Below are 14,755 nucleotides of genomic sequence, written 5' to 3'. Positions count from 1 at the left end.
GTCAGTTCTCCTCAGTGCGGCTCGGGTAGGCAGTAATACGCAGGTCGGGGCCGATGCGTTCGATCTCGGCGACGTCGAGCCGCAACGCGTGCGCGATGGTGGTGATTCCCGCGTCCCCCAGGGCCGCGGGTCCGGCCCCCAGGAGGGCCGGTGCGAGGTAGCCGACGACCTTGTCGACGGCCCCGGCGGCGACGAAGGCGCCGGCGAGGGTCGGGCCGCCCTCCAGCAGCACGGAGCGGACGCCGCGGCCGTACAGCTCGGCGAGCAGCCCGGGGACCGAGACACCGCTGCCGGTACGGGGCAGGCGGGCGACGTCGACGCCCGGCAGGTGCGCGGTGTCGGTGTCCTCGGCGACGGCGACCAGGGTCGGGGCGGTGCCGTCCAGCACCCGGGCGCCGGGGGTGATCTTGGCATTGGTGTCGACGACCACCCGCAGGGGCTGCGTGAAGGTGCCCTCCACGCCGCGCACGGCGAGGTGGGGGTCGTCGGCGCGCAGGGTGCCGGAGCCGACGACGACGGCGTCGGACTCGGCACGCAGCCGATGCACATCGGCCCGGGAGGCCGCGGAGCTGATCCAGCGGCTGGTGCCGTCGGCGGCGGCGATGCGGCCGTCGAGGGTGCTCGCGTACTTCCACAGCACGAAGGGCCGCTGCTCGCGGGCGGCGGTGAGCCAGACCTCGTTGCCGCGGGCGGCCTCGGCCTCCAGCAGCCCGCTCTCCACGTCGATCCCCGCGGCCGCGAGCGTGGCACCGCCTCCGGTCGCCGCGGGGGTGGGGTCCGCGACGGCGTAGACGACGCGGGAGACGCCGGCCGCGATGAGGGCCTGGGCGCAGGGGCCGGTGCGGCCGGTGTGGTTGCAGGGTTCGAGGGTGACGACGGCGGTGCCGCCGCGGGCCGCGTCGCCGGCCGCGCGCAGGGCGTGGACCTCCGCGTGGGGGCCGCCGGCCTGCTGGTGCCAGCCCTCGCCGGCGATCTCGCCGTGTGCGTCGAGGATCACGGCGCCGACGACGGGGTTGGGGCTCGTGGAGCCCATGCCGCGGGCGGCGAGCTCAATGGCCCGGCGCATCGCGTCGGCTTCACCGGGTGTTGCCACCGGGTCCTCCTGCCTCATCGGGCACGGACTCCGGGGCTGTGCGGAACACAGAGCGGACGTGGGCCTCGGGACCACCGCGGCCGGTGTGGGGCTGCGCCCGTCCGCGTCACCCGTTTCCGGGGGACACGCACCCACGCTGCCGCCGACGGCGGTGTACCGATGCCCGTCCGCCGCGCACTGCCTCCCATCCGGACTTTAACCGTCGGTCCAGGAATTTCACCTGGTCAACCGGCCGCTGGATGCGGACGGGTCGCGGACTGTAACCGCCGGTTCGGATTTTCACCGACCCCGGAGTGCGCTGAACGTCACTGGTACTGCTCCACCAGTCTGCCATGAAGGTTCCTTGCGGACGCAAGGGATTGGTGTGGATTGCCTCACACGGGATCGGCCGGCCCCTGCGGACCCCGCGGCGCATCGCACCGGATTCCGGCCAACACCGCCTGTGCCAGCCCCCGTTGACGCCGATGCGGACCCCGTGCGCGACGCGTCCTCACCCGGGCGGCCCGGACCGCGTGTCGGCGCCCGTGAACGTCCGGCGCCAAAAGGCCGGTTGCCCGAACGCGCCGCGGGTCACACCTCGGGGGTGAACAGGGCGTCCTGCGCGGCGTCCATCGCCAGGAGCACCGCGCCGCGCAGCACCGCGCTGCCCGCGACGGTGCCCGCCCGCACCTGGGTCGGCAGCGGGGACATCCGCCCGAGCCGTTCCTCGACCCTGGCGGCCAGGTCCGTGCCGCCCGCCCGGCCCACCTCGCCGCCCAGCACCACGCAGCCGGGGTCGAGCACGGCGGTGACGGCGGCGACCCCGATCACCACCCGGTCCGCGAGCGCGTCGAGGAAGAGTTCCCCCTGCTTGCCGCCCGCCCGCGCGGCGGTCACCACCCCCTCCGCCGCCGCGGCGTCGTCCTCACCGGACACCGGCATCCCGTGCGAGCGCGCCAGCGCGCACACCGCCGCGCTGCCCGCGAGCGAGTGGAAACCGCCCTCGCACCCGCTCGCCTTCGGCAGTTGGAAGGTCCCCGGCACGGGCAGGAAGCCGATCTCCCCCGTGCCGCCCGAGGCCCCGCGCCGCAGGACCCCGCCGAGCACCACCGCGGCGCCCACCCCGTGGCCCAGCCACAGCAGGACGAAGTCCTCGCGGTCGCGCACCGAACCCAGGCGGCGCTCGGCGACGGCCGCGAGGTTGACCTCGTTCTCCAGCAGCACCGGCAGGGAGAGCCGCCTGCGCAACTCGGCGACGAGCGCCGAGTGCCAGGCCGGCAGCTGCCCGGTGGCCCGCAGTTCGCCGGTGGCCGGGTCGACCAGGCCGGGTGCGCCCACCGCGATCGTGTGCAGCGCGCCGGCGCCGGCGGTGCGTGCCGTCCGCTCCAGCAGGGCCACCGAGCGCCGCACCGTGCGCTGCGGATCGCCGAACGGGTCCACCGGCAGGACGGCGCTGCCGACGGCGTTCCCCAGCAGGTCGGCCACCTCGATGGCCACACTGTGGGTGCGCACGTCGAAGGCGGCCAGGTGCGCCCGGTCGGCGACGATCCCGTACACCCGCGCGTTGGGGCCGCGCCGGTCGGCTCCCGTCTCGCCCACCACCGCGATCAGCCCGGACTCCTGCAGCCGCTCGACCAGATCGGCGACGCTCGGACGGGACAGCCCGGTCAGGGACTTGAGCTGGGCCGCCGTCAACGGGCCTTCGCGCTGCAGCAGTTCCAGCGCCAGCCGGTCGTTGATCGCCCGGGCCGTACGGGGTGACGCGGTGCGCCCGGCATGGGATCGGATGGCGGTCATGGACGGATCCTTCCAGAAGCCGCCGCACGGGAGCGAGGGCGGGCGATACCGGCCGCGGCCCGTGGCCGGAGGCAGTCTATCTTTCAGGAAGCCTGCCTGATAATTTATGCCCAGAACAGGGGCGGGACCAGACTGGGAGGGAACATGCCGACGATGCCTACGACCCCGACGGGGAAGACCGAGCCACGACTGCGACGCGCCCATCTCGCCGTCGCCGCGGTGTTCGCCGTGCACGGCGCGGTGACCGGCAGCTTCGCCACCCGGGTGCCCTGGATCCAGGAGCACGCCGGGCTCAGCGCCGGACAGCTCGGTTTCGCCCTGGTCTTCGCGGCCCTCGGCGCCTCCGTCGCCATGCCGCTCGCCGCCCGCATCGCCCACCACATGGGCATGCGCAACGCGCTGCGCCTCCTGCTGGGCCTGTGGTGCGCCTCGCTCGCGCTGCCCGCCCTCGCACCCGGGCTGGGCTGGCTGTGCGGGGCGATGTTCGTCTACGGGGCCTCGGCGGGCATGGCCGACGTCGTCATGAACGCCCAGGGCGTCGAGGTGGAGGAACGCCTCGGCCGCTCGATCATGTCCGGGCTGCACGGCATGTGGAGCGCCGGCACGCTGATCGGCTCCCTCTTCGGCGTCCTCGCCGCCCACGCCGAACTCGACGCGCGCCTCCACCTCACCGCCGGCGCCGTCCTGCTCGTCGTGCTGGGCCTGGTGGCCTGCGGCGGCGTGCTCGACCTGCGGCCCTCCGCGTCGGAGGAGGCCCCCGCGCGCTTCGCCCTGCCGCCGCGCGCGGCCCTGGTCATCGGCGCCATAGGCTTCTGCGCCGTCTTCGCCGAGGGCGCCAGCATGGACTGGAGCGCGGTCTACCTCCGCGACGTCGCCGGCGCCTCCCCTGGTGTCGCCGCCGCCTCCTACACCGCCTTCGCCTGCACCATGGCCGTGTCGCGCCTCCTCGGCGACCTCGTCGTCCGCCGCTTCGGCCCCGTCCGCACCGTACGCACCGGGGGCCTGCTCGCCACGGTGGGCGGTGTCCTCGTCGCCACGGCGGCCAACCAGATCACCGCCATCGCGGGCTTCGCCCTCATCGGCGTGGGCATCGCCGTCGTCGTCCCGCTGTGCTTCGCGGCGGCCGGACGCAGCGGGCCCAACCCGAGCCAGGCCATCGCGGGCGTCGCCACGGTCACCTACACCTCCGGGCTGGTGGCACCCGCCGCCATCGGCTCCATCGCGCAGGCCAGCTCCCTCCAGATCTCCTTCGGCCTCGTCACCCTGCTGGCCGCCGGGCTCGCCGTGGGCGCGGGCGTGCTGCGCAGCGCGGGCACGGTCTCCGTGGAGCACGACCGCAAACCCGTGGCGGCGACGACCACGCAGGCCTAGCGTGCCGCCCATGCACTCGCGGATCTTCCTGGAGACCGGGCGGCTGACGCTGCGGCACTTCACCGACACCGACGCGGACGCCGAACTGCTCGTCGCGCTCGACAGCGACCCCGAGGTCATGCGCTACCTCGGCAACGGCCGCCCCACGCCGTCTGACGTCATCCGGCACGAGGTGCTGCCGCGCTTCGCGCGCTCCCAGGTCTGGGCCGCGGAGGAGCGCTCCACCGGGCACTTCGTCGGCTGGTTCGCCCTCACCCCCCGCGCCGGCGGTCCCGCAGACGACCTCGAACTCGGGTACCGCCTGCGACGCGCCGCCTGGGGCCGCGGCTACGCCACGGAGGGCTCCCGCGCCCTGGTCCGCAAGGCCTTCACCGACCTGGGCGCGCAGCGGGTGTACGCGGAGACGATGTTCGTCAACACGCGGTCGCGGCGGGTGATGGAGAAGGCGGGGCTGTCGTTCGTCCGGGTCTTCCACGAGGAGTGGGACGAGGCGTTGCCGGGGGCGGAGCGGGGGGAGGTCGAATACGCGCTCACGCGTTCCGCGTGGGCCGAGTAGGCCCCGTCCTGTGGCGCCCGGTGGTTGTGTGCGGGTCCATTGTGGCTGCGGTGCCCCTTGCGGCCCGGTTGCTGTGTGCGGGTCGTTTGCGCCTGCGGCGGGCATCCCCCGCCCTCCCGCCCGATTGCCCGGCACGGTCAGTGCGGGTCCCGCACCGTGTGCCTGGGTCGGTGCCGCGCCGGCGCACGTCCTCAACGCTCGCGGTTTACGTCCACATCATTCCGCGCCGGGTCCGCCGCTCGTCGTTTCCGGGCGCACCCCGCCACACCCCCTCCCGCCGTGTGGGCGTATGACGGCCGGTGGGGGGTCAGTAAGGCACCTGCGGCAACCCCGGACCGCCTATTCACCCCCTCCGGCCGTCAGTCGCGCAGACAACCAAAGGGGGTGTGGCGGGGTGCCCCCACAGGCGACGAGCGGTTGAGGTACGGCGCCGAACGATGTGGGGCAGCGCCGCGAGCGCCGAGGAGGTGCGCCGGCGCGGCACCGACCCCACACGTACGCCGCGAGGCGGTCACTGACCGCGCCGGGCAATCGGGCGGGAGGGCGGGGGACAGCCCGCCGCAGGCGCAACGCACCCGCACACAACGACTCACCGCACCACAAAATCCTGCAGGCCCACAACCCGAAGCAACCGCAACCGCTCGTACGACTCACTCCCCGGCCGCGCCGTGTACACGATCAACCGCTGCCCATGCTCCGCACTGAGCAACACCTCGCACTCCAGCTCCATCAGCCCCACCACCGGATGCTGGAACCGCTTCACGTCCGCCCGACGCACGCCGACCTCGTGCTCCTCCCACAGCGACGCGAACTCCGCGCTCCTGCAGCGCAGCTCCCCCACCAGCGCCGCCGCACGCGCGTCCTCGGGCCGGGCGGCCAGCACCGCGCGCAGGTGGGCCACGTGCCGCCGGGCATGCTCCGCCCGGTCCCCCGGAGGGAACAGCTCGCGCGCCTCGGGGTCCAGGAAGAAGCGGCGGACGAGGTTGCGCTCCCCGGGCGGCCGGGAGGCCGCGTCGCCGACGAGCGCCGCGGCCATCGTGTTCTGGGCGAGGACGTCGCCCGTGTCGCTGACGACCTGCGCCGGGGTGTCGTCGAGCCGGTCGAGCACCAGCAGCAGCCCGGGCCGTACGTGTTCCGCGCCGTCCGCGCCGCCGGTGTCGCGGGCGGCGCGTGGCGGTTCCTCGCCGGCCAGGTGGAAGAGGTGGTCCCGTTCGTCCTCGGACAGGCGCAGCGCCCGCGCGAGCGATCCGAGGATCTGCCGGGAGGGCCGGGGGCCGCGCGACTGCTCGAGCCGGGTGTAGTAGTCCGCGGACATCCCGGCGAGCTGGGCGACCTCCTCGCGGCGCAGTCCGGGGGTGCGCCGCCGGGTGCCCGCGGCCAGGCCCACGTCGGAGGGGGCGAGGCGGGCGCGGCTGCGGCGCAGGAAGTCTGCGAGCTGCGCGCGGTCGATGTCCACGGTGCAAGCATCGCGCCGGGCCCGGGGCTTAGCCAGGGAGTGTCGATCCCCGGATGCGGAGGTCTCTCCCGCGGTGCCGCGGCCCGCCGCAGCCTGGTCGCGTGACGGTGACGGACGTCGAGAGGGGACCGAGGATGCTGACGCTGGTGACGGGTGCGACCGGGCGGGTCGGCAGCCGCTTCGTGCCGAGGCTGCTGCAGTGGCGCCGCACGGGCGAGGAGGTGCGGGTGCTCGTGCGGGACGCCGAGCGGGGCGGGGAACTCGCCCGGCTCGGGGCGCGGATCGCGACCGGGGACCTGCGGGACGAGGAGGACGTGCGCAGGGCCCTGGCGGGGGTGGACGCGGTCGTGCACCTGGCGGCGGCGTTCCGGGACACCTCCGAGGAGGGCACCTGGTCGGTGAACCGTGACGCGACGCTCGCCCTGGCGCGGGCCGCCGCGGCGGCCGGGGCGGCGCGTTTCGTGCAGGCGAGCACGAACCTGGTGTACGGCGTGGGACGGGGCCGCCCCCTGGTGGAGGACGACGCGAGTGTGCCGGGCGGCCCGATGTGGGGCGCGTACCCCGCGTCGAAGGCGGAGGCCGAGCGGGGGTTGCTGGAGCTCCACCGCGAGCTGGGACTGGACGTCCGCATCGGCCGGCTCGCCTTCGTGTACGGCGACGGCGATCCGCATCTCGCGCAGTCCCTGCGCTGGGCGGGCGGCTGGGCGGCGCACCAGCGGCTGCAGTTGGTGCACCACGCGGACGTGGCGCAGGGTCTGCTGCGGTTGCTGCGGGCACCCGGCGTCGGGGGCCGGGCGTACAACATCGCCGACGACGCGCCGGTGTCGGCGGCGGAGCTGCACTGGGTGAACGGGGCCGAGGTCCCGGCCGGCATGGCGGAGCGTGCGTCGGCCGATCCGTGGGACGGCGTGGTGTCGAACCTGCGCATCCGGGAGGAGTTGGGGTTCCGCCCGCAGTATCCGTCGGTGTGGACGGCCCGCGACGCGGGCGCGCTCTGACTCACCCGATCCGGGGACGGCACGGCCGCCCTGCCGCGCACCCCGCCCGGCCTGCTGGGACGCTGTGCGCATGACGACGGCACGGCGGCCGGCCCCGGTGGGGGTGGGCCAGGTGGTGGCGCGCATGCGCGCGCTCGGCACGGCGCTCCCGCCGGGGGACGGGGTGGCGGTCTTCAACCGTGTGTACCTGTCCGTGACGGAGGAGCTGGACGGCCGCCTGGCGGCGGGCGGCTTCGGTGATCCCGCCGCCGCCGCGGTGCTGGCGGCCCGCTTCGCCGCCCGTTACCTGCGGGCAGTCGACGCGGCGGCCGACCGCCGTACCGTCCCTGCCTGCTGGCGGCCGCTGCTGCAGTTGCGCGGCCATCGCGGCATCCGCCCCGTGCAGTTCGCGCTGGCCGGGATCAATGCGCACGTGGGTCACGACCTGGCGCTCGCGGTGGTGGACACCTGCGCGGCGCTGGGGTGTGAACCACCGTCCCTGGAGCGGGACTTCGACCGCGTGGGGGAACTCCTGACGTCCGTGGAGGAACGCGTCAGGGAGGAGCTGATGCCCGGCCCCGATCTGCTGGACCTCGCCGATCCGCTGACCCATCTCGCCGGTTCCTGGAGCCTGGAACGCGCGCGGGACGCGGCGTGGGCCGCGTCCCGCGTGCTGTGGTCCCTGCGCGGGCTGCCGGAGGTGTACGAGGAGTTCGCCGAGAAGCTCGACGCGGGCGTCGGGCTGGTCGGCCGCTTCCTGCTGACCCCGCTGGGCCGCTGAGGTCCGGCGCGTCAGTCCTCGTCGAGCATGACCGGCGCGATCTCGTCGTAGCGGTCGCCCGGGCCCGGGTTGGTGGGGTCGGTGGTGCCGCCGAACTGGTGCATGACGCCCCACACGGCGTTGAGCGCGGTCTGCACGGCGCCCTCGGCCCAGCCCGCCGTCCAGGAGATGTCGTCGCCGGCGAGGTAGATGCCGCGCTTGTCCTCGGGCAGGGTGTCCTGCATGAAGTGGGTGAACAGCCGCCGCTGGTAGCGGTAGTGGCCGGGCAGGTTCGCCTTGAACGCGCCCATGAAGTAGGGCTCGTTCTCCCAGGACACGGTCACCGGGTTGCCGATGATGTGCCGCCGGATGTCGACCTTCGGATAGATCTCGCCGAGCGACTTGAGCATGACCTCCATGCGCTCGGCGGCGCTCAGCGGCAGCCACTTGAGGCTGTCGTCGCACCATGTGTACGACAGGCAGATCACGGCCGGCTCGTCGGGCCCGTTGTCCAGCAGGTAGGTGCCGCGGGTCATGCGGTCGGTGAGCGTCATGCTCATCACGTCCCGGCCCGTCTCCTCGTCCTTGTCCAGCCAGAACGGCCGGTCGACGGGGACGAAGAGCTTGCTGGACTCCATGTAGTGGGTGCGCTCGATCGCCGTCCAGTGGTCGATCGGGAAGAGCGAGTCATCGCAGTCGATCTTGCTGAGCAGCATCCAGCTCTGCGCGGTGAAGATGGCGGCGCGGTAGGTGCGGATGTCGCCGGCGGCGTCGGTGACGGTGATCCGGTTGCCGGCGGTGCGGTGCAGCCGGGTGACGGCCGGGCGGGGGTCGCCGCCGTGCAGGGACCTCAGGGAGGTGCCGTGCGGCCAGTGGACGATCTTCTGCGGCTCGCGCTCCCACAGTCGCAGCGGCAGTTGCTGGCTGCCGCCGACGATGCCGCGGTGGTGGTCGTCGGCCTCGGTGTAGACGACGCGCAGGATCTCCAGGATGGAGTTGGGGAAGTCGGTGTCCCAGCCGCCGGTGCCGAAGCCGACCTGGCCGAAGATCTCGCGGTGCCGGAAGGACCTGAACGCCTCAGCGTCGCAGAGGAAGCCGTAGAAGGTCTGGTTGTCGAGCTTCTCGACGAGCTTCGACCAGATCTCGCGAATGCGCGGGACGTCGCGCTCGCGCATGGCGCGGTTCATGTCGGTGAAGTCCGCACCCTCCTCCAGGCAGGAGTTCCAGGCGTGCGCGACGTCGCGGTAGACCTGGGGCAGGTCGTCGATGGTCCGCGCGTAGTGGGACTCGCCCTTGAGGTCCACGACGGTCGACGGGGTCTCGGGGGCGAGCGGGTTGGGGAAGGGCCTGGTCTCCAGGCCCGCCAGGTCGATGTAGTGCTGCAGTGCGGTGGAGGACGGCGGGAAGCGCATCGCGCCCATCTCGGCGGTCAGGTTCTCGCCGCAGCCCTCGAAGCCGACGGTGCGCAGCCGGCCGCCGATCCGGTCGGCCTCGTACACGACGGGCCGCAGGCCCATCTTCATCAGCTCGTACGCGGCGACGATGCCGGACAGGCCGCCGCCGATGACCGCGACCTCGGCGCCGTGCTCGGTCGCCGGTATGGAGCCGAGGCCCGCGGGGCTCGCCAGGAAGTCGTCGTACGCGAACGGGAAGTCCGGGCCGAACATGGTGATCGGCGGCGCCGCCCGCACCTCGGGGTGCTGCTCGTCGTGGACCGCGGTGGGCACCGTGGACGTCATGGCGTGGTTCTCCTGGCTGTGAAGCGGCGAAGCGGGTGGCGGGGAGGGGGTCGGGATCAGCCCAGCGAGCGGTACAGCTCGGGGCGGCGGTCCTCGAGGTAGGGGGTCTCCTCGCGGACGGCGCGCAGGAGCTCCGGGTCGGCGTCGGCGACGACCAGCTCCTCGGTGGCTCCGGCCCGGGCGCGCACGGCGCCGTCGGGTCCGGCGAGGCAGCTCTGCCCCGCGAAGTCGAAGTCGCCCTCGGGGCCGCAGCGGTTGGCGTAGGCGACGTGCAGCTGGCTCTCGTACGCGCGGGCCGGCACGAGCGTCTGCGGGACGAACTCGTAGGGCCGCATCAGCGCGGTGGGAACGGCGAGCAACTCGGTGCCGGCGAGGGCGTGGGCCCGCACGGTCTCCGGGAACTCGACGTCGTAGCAGATGAGGAGGCCGATCCGGACGCCGTCGAACTCGGCCTGGACGACGGCGTCGTCGCCGGGGGTGAACCAGGTGCGCTCGAAGTCGCCGAAGAGGTGGGTCTTGCGGTAGTTGGCGAGGCGCTCCCCGTCCGGGCCGATCAGCTGGGCGGAGTTGAAGACGTCGCGGCCGTCGCGCTCGGGGTAGCCGTAGACGATGCCGAGGCCGTGCTCCGCGGCGATCCGGGCGACCCGCGCGGCGGCGGGCCCGTCGGCCGCCTCGGCGAGGCCCGGGACCGCGTCGCCGAGGGCGTAGCCGGTCAGGTACATCTCGGGCGTGACGAGCAGCCGGGCTCCCGCGGCGGAGGCCCGGCGCGCGGCGGCGTCGAGCGCGGCCAGGCTGTCGCCGACGGAGGAGGGGACGCCGCTCGGGCCTTGGTACAGCGCGGTGCGCAGCGGCGCCATGGAGCCTCTTTCGCCTGGTGGGAAGCGTGTTCCGGGTCTGCCTCGACGGTACGATTCCGGGCCTCGCGGCGACAAGACGCCTCCGTTGCGCACCGACCGCCGATTCGTTGCGCGCCGGGGCCTGCCGGCGGCGATTCGTTGCGCGGGGGCGATCGGACGGCCGTCCCGGGCCCGCGTACCCGCGGTCACCCCTCCGGCTGGTCGGGCGCTCCCGAGTAGCGCCGCAGCAGCGGCGACAGGACCAGGACGGACTTGGTGCGCTCGACGAAGGGCTCCCCGGCGATCCGCTCCAGTACCCGCTCGAAGTGGCGCACGTCGGCGGCGTAGATCTGGACGACGGCGTCCGCCTCGCCGGTGACGGTCGAGGCGGACGCGACCTCCGGGTAGCGCGACAGGCCGCGCCGGATGTCCTCGGGCGAGGTGTTGTGCCGGCAGTAGAGCTCGACGAACGCCTCGGTCTCCCAGCCCAGCGCGGAGGGCTCGACGCGGACGGTGAAGCCCGTGATGGCGCCCTCCGCCAGCAGCCGGTCGACCCGGCGTTTGACCGCCGGGGCGGAGAGCCCGACGAGGGCGCCGATGTCGGCGAAGGAGCGGCGGGCGTCCTCGGCGAGGGCGTGGACGATGCGTTCGTCGAGTTCGTTCAGTCGCACTGGGGGTGGGTCACTTCTCTTCGCGGGCGAGCTGGGGACGGCGCTTGCCGTACGCGCACCAGCCTACGAGGCCGGTCGCCGTCCGCCCGGCGCAGCACTCCCGGGTGATCGCGTCGAAGCGGGGCGCCGCCCGCGGTGCCCCGGACGCGCCGGTGCCCCGTCCGCTTCCGCGAACGGGGCGCCCGGCGGCGGTGGCTACTGCCAGCTGGCGTGCAGCGGCTTGCCCTCGGCGTAGCCGGCCGCGCTCTGGATGCCGACGACGGCCTTCTCGGCGAACTCGGAGAGGTTGGCGGCACCGGCGTAGGTGCAGGAGCTGCGGACGCCCGCGATGATCGAGTCGATCAGGTCCTCGACACCCGGGCGGGCCGGGTCGAGGAACATCCGCGAGGTGGAGATGCCCTCCTCGAACAGCCCCTTGCGGGCGCGGTCGTACGCGGACTCCTCGCTGGTGCGGTTGGCCACCGCGCGGGCGGAGGCCATGCCGAAGCTCTCCTTGTACGGCCGGCCGTCGGCGGTCTGCTGCAGGTCGCCGGGCGACTCGTAGGTGCCCGCGAACCAGGAGCCGATCATGACGTTGGACGCGCCCGCGGCGAGCGCCATGGCGACGTCGCGCGGGTGCCGGACGCCGCCGTCGGCCCAGACGTGCTTGCCGTGCCGGGCGGCCTCGGCGGCGCACTCCAGGACGGCGGAGAACTGGGGCCGGCCCACGCCGGTCATCATGCGGGTGGTGCACATCGCGCCGGGGCCCACGCCGACCTTCACGATGTCGGCGCCGGCCTCGATCAGGTCGCGGACGCCCTCGGCGGAGACGACGTTGCCGGCCACGACCGGCACCTGCGGGTCGAGCGCGCGGACGGCCCTCACGGCCTGGATCATGCTCTCCTGGTGGCCGTGGGCGGTGTCGACGACGAGGGTGTCCACACCCGCGTCGAGCAGCTGCTTGGCCTTGCCCGCGACGTCGCCGTTGATGCCCACGGCGGCGGCGATGCGCAGCCGCCCGCCGGCGTCGGTGGCCGGGGTGTACAGGGTGGCGCGCAGCGCCGCCTTGCGGGTGAGGATGCCGACCAGCCTGCCGTCGGCGTCCACGGCGGGGGCGAGCTTGCGGTTGGCGTCCTCCAGGCGGTTGAAGGCCTCGCGCGGGTCGATGTCCGCGGGCAGCAGCACGAGGTCCTTGGACATCACCACGGAGACCTGGGTGAAGCGGTCCACGCCGGTGAGGTCGTGCTCGGTGACGATGCCGACCGGACGGCCGTCCTCCACGACGACGGCGGCGCCGTGCGCCCGCTTGGGCAGCAGCGCCAGCGCGTCGGCGACGGTGGCGTGGGGGCCGAGCACGATCGGGGTGTCGAGCACGTGGTGCCGCTGCTTCACCCAGGTGATCACCTCGGTGACGACCTCGATCGGGATGTCCTGCGGGATGACCACGAGGCCTCCGCGCCGGGCCACGGTCTCGGCCATACGGCGTCCGGCGATGGCCGTCATGTTGGCCACCACGAGGGGGATGGTGGTGCCGGTGCCGTCGGGGGCGGAGAGGTCGACCGCCTGGCGGGATCCCACCGCCGAGCGGCTGGGGACCATGAACACGTCGTCGTACGTCAGGTCGTACGGAGGCTTTGCATCATTGAGGAAACGCACGTACTTCAGTTTTGCACGGTCGGAGCCGGATTGAACACGGAGGAAACTCCGGTGATCACGAAGGGTCGTTCGTAGGTTCCTCCAAGACGACCTGCAGGGGGAGCACGGCGGGGTCGTGGAAGGCCGCCGCGTCCGCGAGCACCCGGCGCGCGGTCCGCCACTCCCCCGGTTCGGCCGCCGCGAAGTCGCTCCAGCCGCGGACGACCAGGCGCAGCCCGCCCCGCTCTGGGTCGGGCAGGTCGGTGAGGCAGTCGTACAGGGCGTCCCAGTTGCGGCCGAACCAGCCGGGCAGCCGCAGCTGCTCGGCGCAGCGGTCCATGAACGCGCTCTTGGTGGTGACCCCGTGCAGGTCCAGCACCGTCGTTGCCGTCATCTGCGGACCGCCCTGAAGCTCTGGTAGTGGTCGTCGGTGTAGTAGGCCTCCCCGCCGGAGCCGGTGACGATGCGCCGGGCGCCGCGGTCCTGTGTCCCCGGGGTCGGGACGGTGTACTCGTGGTAGTAGCCGCGCGGATGCGCCGGCAGCAGGCCCTCGAAGTTGTTGAAGACGGTGCCGTCCTTCGCGTACGGGAAGGGGCCGCCCGCGTCGATCAGCCGGAGCGTCTCGCGGGCCTCGGGCGGCAGGCTCGCGACGGACACCGTGGGGACCGCCGCCACGGGTTCGGTGGCGGGCGGGGAGCAGCCGCCGAGCAGCAGTGCGAGGCAACCCAGCAGGACGGCGACGATCGCGGTGGCACGGCGGACGGGGCCGGTCGGCATGCGGCGATGCTGCCACAGCCCGCGCCGTCCGCCGCGCAGGGCACGCGAGCGGCGGACGGAACGACGGCGCGGCCGGAGCCTAGGCTCCGCGCAGCACCTCGGGGTCCGCGCGGTCGAGGGCGGGGCGCGGCATGGGCGCGGTGGAGTCCAGCAGGTAGTCGGCGGCGGCGGTGTCCGTCACGATGCTGGTCACCAGACCGGACCGCAGCACGGCGTCGACCGCGGCGGCCTTGCGCAGGCCGCCGGCGATGGCGAGCACCTCGGGGATGCGGCGCAGCCGGTCCGCTTCGATGGTGATGCAGCGCTCGCCCAGGTCGCGGCCGACCAGCAGGCCCTCGGCGTCGAAGAGGTGCGAGGACATCTCCGCGGCGACGCCGAGGGAGGCGTAGTGCTCGCGCTCGGCCTCGGTCAGGGCGTCGTGGACGGTGGAGATCCCGGCCGCCCAGGAGCCGATCGACACCACGGCCACGGTGACCTTGTCGAAGTAGCTCATGGCTGCCGCGATGCCGCTCTGGGCGCGCAGCGCCGCCGCGGTCGCCGGGTCGGGCAGCACCATGGGTGCGTACATGGGGTGGGCCTCGCCGCCGGATACGGCCGCGGCGGTGCGGACCGCCTCGACCGAGCCGCGGTCGGCGGTGCCGGCGTCGTACACGCCGGTGAGCTGGACGACCGTGCACGGCGGCAGCCGGTCGAGGGCGTTGGCCATGGTGATGATGGAACGCCCCCAGGCGAGGCCGAGCACGTCGCCCTCGCTGACCAGTTCGCCGAGCAGCTGCGCGGCGACCGCTCCCAGGTTCTCCGGGTCGGGGCCGTCGGTCTCGTCGGCGGGCGACTCGACGACGACGGCGTGCCGCAGCCCGTAGCGGGCCCGAAGGGCGTCGGAGCGTTCGGCGTCGAGTTCCGCCGGGACCCTGATCTCGATGCGCACGAGGTCACGTTCGAGGGCGGTCTCCAGGACCCGCGCCACCTTGAAGCGGCTCACGCCGAACTCCTCGGCGATCTGGATCTTGGATTTCCCCTCCAAGTAGAAGCGGCGCGCCATCGCCGCCGCCTGGACCATCTCGCCGGGGCCCATGCGCACCCCTGTGCGGCCTGTGGTCACGTTCTCTCCCCAGTTGCGCATCTGATC

Annotated in this window: 14 protein-coding genes and 1 riboswitch; of the genes, 4 read left to right on the top strand and 10 right to left on the bottom strand. The window is 73.8% G+C overall.

Annotated elements, in window-relative coordinates:
• Window position 1 precedes the first annotated feature (1 nt).
• Both ribD and CHF15_RS34260 read right to left on the bottom strand, forming a co-directional pair.
• Window positions 2-1,093 carry a bifunctional diaminohydroxyphosphoribosylaminopyrimidine deaminase/5-amino-6-(5-phosphoribosylamino)uracil reductase RibD gene (gene ribD / locus CHF15_RS34265; RefSeq protein WP_089227839.1) on the bottom strand — a complete coding sequence of 364 codons (1,092 nt, stop codon included), beginning with the start codon at window positions 1,091-1,093 and terminating at the stop codon, window positions 2-4.
• Between the two features lie 170 nt (window positions 1,094-1,263).
• Window positions 1,264-1,394: riboswitch (FMN riboswitch) on the bottom strand.
• A gap of 269 nt (window positions 1,395-1,663) precedes the next feature.
• Window positions 1,664-2,869 (bottom strand): ROK family transcriptional regulator, encoded by a 1,206-nt coding sequence (locus tag CHF15_RS34260; RefSeq protein ID WP_089227810.1) that lies wholly within the window; start codon window positions 2,867-2,869, stop codon window positions 1,664-1,666.
• A gap of 153 nt (window positions 2,870-3,022) precedes the next feature.
• Here CHF15_RS34260 and CHF15_RS34255 point away from each other — a divergent pair, with 153 nt between their 5' ends.
• Window positions 3,023-4,240 carry an MFS transporter gene (locus CHF15_RS34255; RefSeq protein WP_089227809.1) on the top strand — a complete coding sequence of 406 codons (1,218 nt, stop codon included), beginning with the start codon at window positions 3,023-3,025 and terminating at the stop codon, window positions 4,238-4,240.
• A 10-nt stretch (window positions 4,241-4,250) separates the two neighbouring features.
• Entirely contained in the window at window positions 4,251-4,796 is a 546-nt protein-coding gene (locus CHF15_RS34250; protein ID WP_089227838.1) for a GNAT family N-acetyltransferase, read from the top strand.
• Window positions 4,797-5,385: 589 nt separating this feature from the next.
• On the opposite strand, the gene CHF15_RS34245 is transcribed toward CHF15_RS34250, so the two are convergent.
• Window positions 5,386-6,246 carry a helix-turn-helix transcriptional regulator gene (locus tag CHF15_RS34245; protein WP_089227837.1) on the bottom strand — a complete coding sequence of 287 codons (861 nt, stop codon included), beginning with the start codon at window positions 6,244-6,246 and terminating at the stop codon, window positions 5,386-5,388.
• 140 nt (window positions 6,247-6,386) lie between these two features.
• Between CHF15_RS34245 and CHF15_RS34240 the strand changes: the two genes are divergently transcribed.
• Window positions 6,387-7,250, top strand: a complete 864-nt coding sequence (locus tag CHF15_RS34240; protein ID WP_089227808.1) for an NAD-dependent epimerase/dehydratase family protein — start codon at window positions 6,387-6,389, stop codon at window positions 7,248-7,250.
• A 70-nt stretch (window positions 7,251-7,320) separates the two neighbouring features.
• The gene (locus tag CHF15_RS34235) at window positions 7,321-8,010 is read left to right on the top strand and encodes a DUF5995 family protein (RefSeq protein WP_089227807.1); all 690 of its coding nucleotides are present in this window, start codon (window positions 7,321-7,323) and stop codon (window positions 8,008-8,010) included.
• Between the two features lie 11 nt (window positions 8,011-8,021).
• Here CHF15_RS34235 and CHF15_RS34230 read toward each other — a convergent pair whose 3' ends face one another.
• From CHF15_RS34230 to CHF15_RS34200, 7 genes are all read right to left on the bottom strand, one after another.
• Window positions 8,022-9,728, bottom strand: coding sequence for a flavin monoamine oxidase family protein (locus CHF15_RS34230; protein WP_089227806.1), 1,707 nt, complete (start codon window positions 9,726-9,728; stop codon window positions 8,022-8,024).
• A 56-nt stretch (window positions 9,729-9,784) separates the two neighbouring features.
• Window positions 9,785-10,585, bottom strand: coding sequence for a carbon-nitrogen hydrolase family protein (locus CHF15_RS34225; RefSeq protein WP_089227805.1), 801 nt, complete (start codon window positions 10,583-10,585; stop codon window positions 9,785-9,787).
• Between the two features lie 185 nt (window positions 10,586-10,770).
• Window positions 10,771-11,235, bottom strand: coding sequence for an Lrp/AsnC family transcriptional regulator (locus CHF15_RS34220; RefSeq protein ID WP_089227804.1), 465 nt, complete (start codon window positions 11,233-11,235; stop codon window positions 10,771-10,773).
• 195 nt (window positions 11,236-11,430) lie between these two features.
• Entirely contained in the window at window positions 11,431-12,879 is a 1,449-nt protein-coding gene (locus tag CHF15_RS34215) for a GuaB1 family IMP dehydrogenase-related protein (protein ID WP_089227803.1), read from the bottom strand.
• A 46-nt stretch (window positions 12,880-12,925) separates the two neighbouring features.
• Window positions 12,926-13,243: a barstar family protein gene (locus tag CHF15_RS34210; protein WP_089227802.1), complete on the bottom strand. Its 318-nt coding sequence runs from the start codon at window positions 13,241-13,243 to the stop codon at window positions 12,926-12,928.
• Complete coding sequence (locus CHF15_RS34205; RefSeq protein ID WP_089227801.1) at window positions 13,240-13,626, bottom strand: guanyl-specific ribonuclease; 387 nt, start codon at window positions 13,624-13,626, stop codon at window positions 13,240-13,242. Before CHF15_RS34205 ends, CHF15_RS34210 begins: the two co-directional genes overlap by 4 nt.
• 79 nt (window positions 13,627-13,705) lie before the next feature.
• The gene (locus tag CHF15_RS34200; RefSeq protein ID WP_375821127.1) at window positions 13,706-14,749 is read right to left on the bottom strand and encodes a sugar-binding transcriptional regulator; all 1,044 of its coding nucleotides are present in this window, start codon (window positions 14,747-14,749) and stop codon (window positions 13,706-13,708) included.
• Window positions 14,750-14,755: the final 6 nt, after the last annotated feature.

Source organism: Actinacidiphila glaucinigra, assembly GCF_900188405.1.
GTDB lineage: Bacteria > Actinomycetota > Actinomycetes > Streptomycetales > Streptomycetaceae > Actinacidiphila > Actinacidiphila glaucinigra.
This window is presented reverse-complemented; position numbering and strand designations above follow the sequence as displayed.

Excerpts from the sequence above, each read along its gene's own strand:
- CHF15_RS34250 (WP_089227838.1), top strand. The coding sequence starts at position 4,251 with ATGCACTCGCGGATCTTCCTGGAGACCGGGCGGCTGACGCTGCGGCAC.
- CHF15_RS34210 (WP_089227802.1), bottom strand. The coding sequence starts at position 13,243 with ATGACGGCAACGACGGTGCTGGACCTGCACGGGGTCACCACCAAGAGC.
- CHF15_RS34205 (WP_089227801.1), bottom strand. The coding sequence starts at position 13,626 with ATGCCGACCGGCCCCGTCCGCCGTGCCACCGCGATCGTCGCCGTCCTG.
- CHF15_RS34255 (WP_089227809.1), top strand. The coding sequence starts at position 3,023 with ATGCCTACGACCCCGACGGGGAAGACCGAGCCACGACTGCGACGCGCC.
- CHF15_RS34230 (WP_089227806.1), bottom strand. The coding sequence starts at position 9,728 with ATGACGTCCACGGTGCCCACCGCGGTCCACGACGAGCAGCACCCCGAG.
- CHF15_RS34260 (WP_089227810.1), bottom strand. The coding sequence starts at position 2,869 with ATGACCGCCATCCGATCCCATGCCGGGCGCACCGCGTCACCCCGTACG.
- CHF15_RS34200 (WP_375821127.1), bottom strand. The coding sequence starts at position 14,749 with ATGCGCAACTGGGGAGAGAACGTGACCACAGGCCGCACAGGGGTGCGC.
- CHF15_RS34225 (WP_089227805.1), bottom strand. The coding sequence starts at position 10,585 with ATGGCGCCGCTGCGCACCGCGCTGTACCAAGGCCCGAGCGGCGTCCCC.
- CHF15_RS34240 (WP_089227808.1), top strand. The coding sequence starts at position 6,387 with ATGCTGACGCTGGTGACGGGTGCGACCGGGCGGGTCGGCAGCCGCTTC.
- CHF15_RS34235 (WP_089227807.1), top strand. The coding sequence starts at position 7,321 with ATGACGACGGCACGGCGGCCGGCCCCGGTGGGGGTGGGCCAGGTGGTG.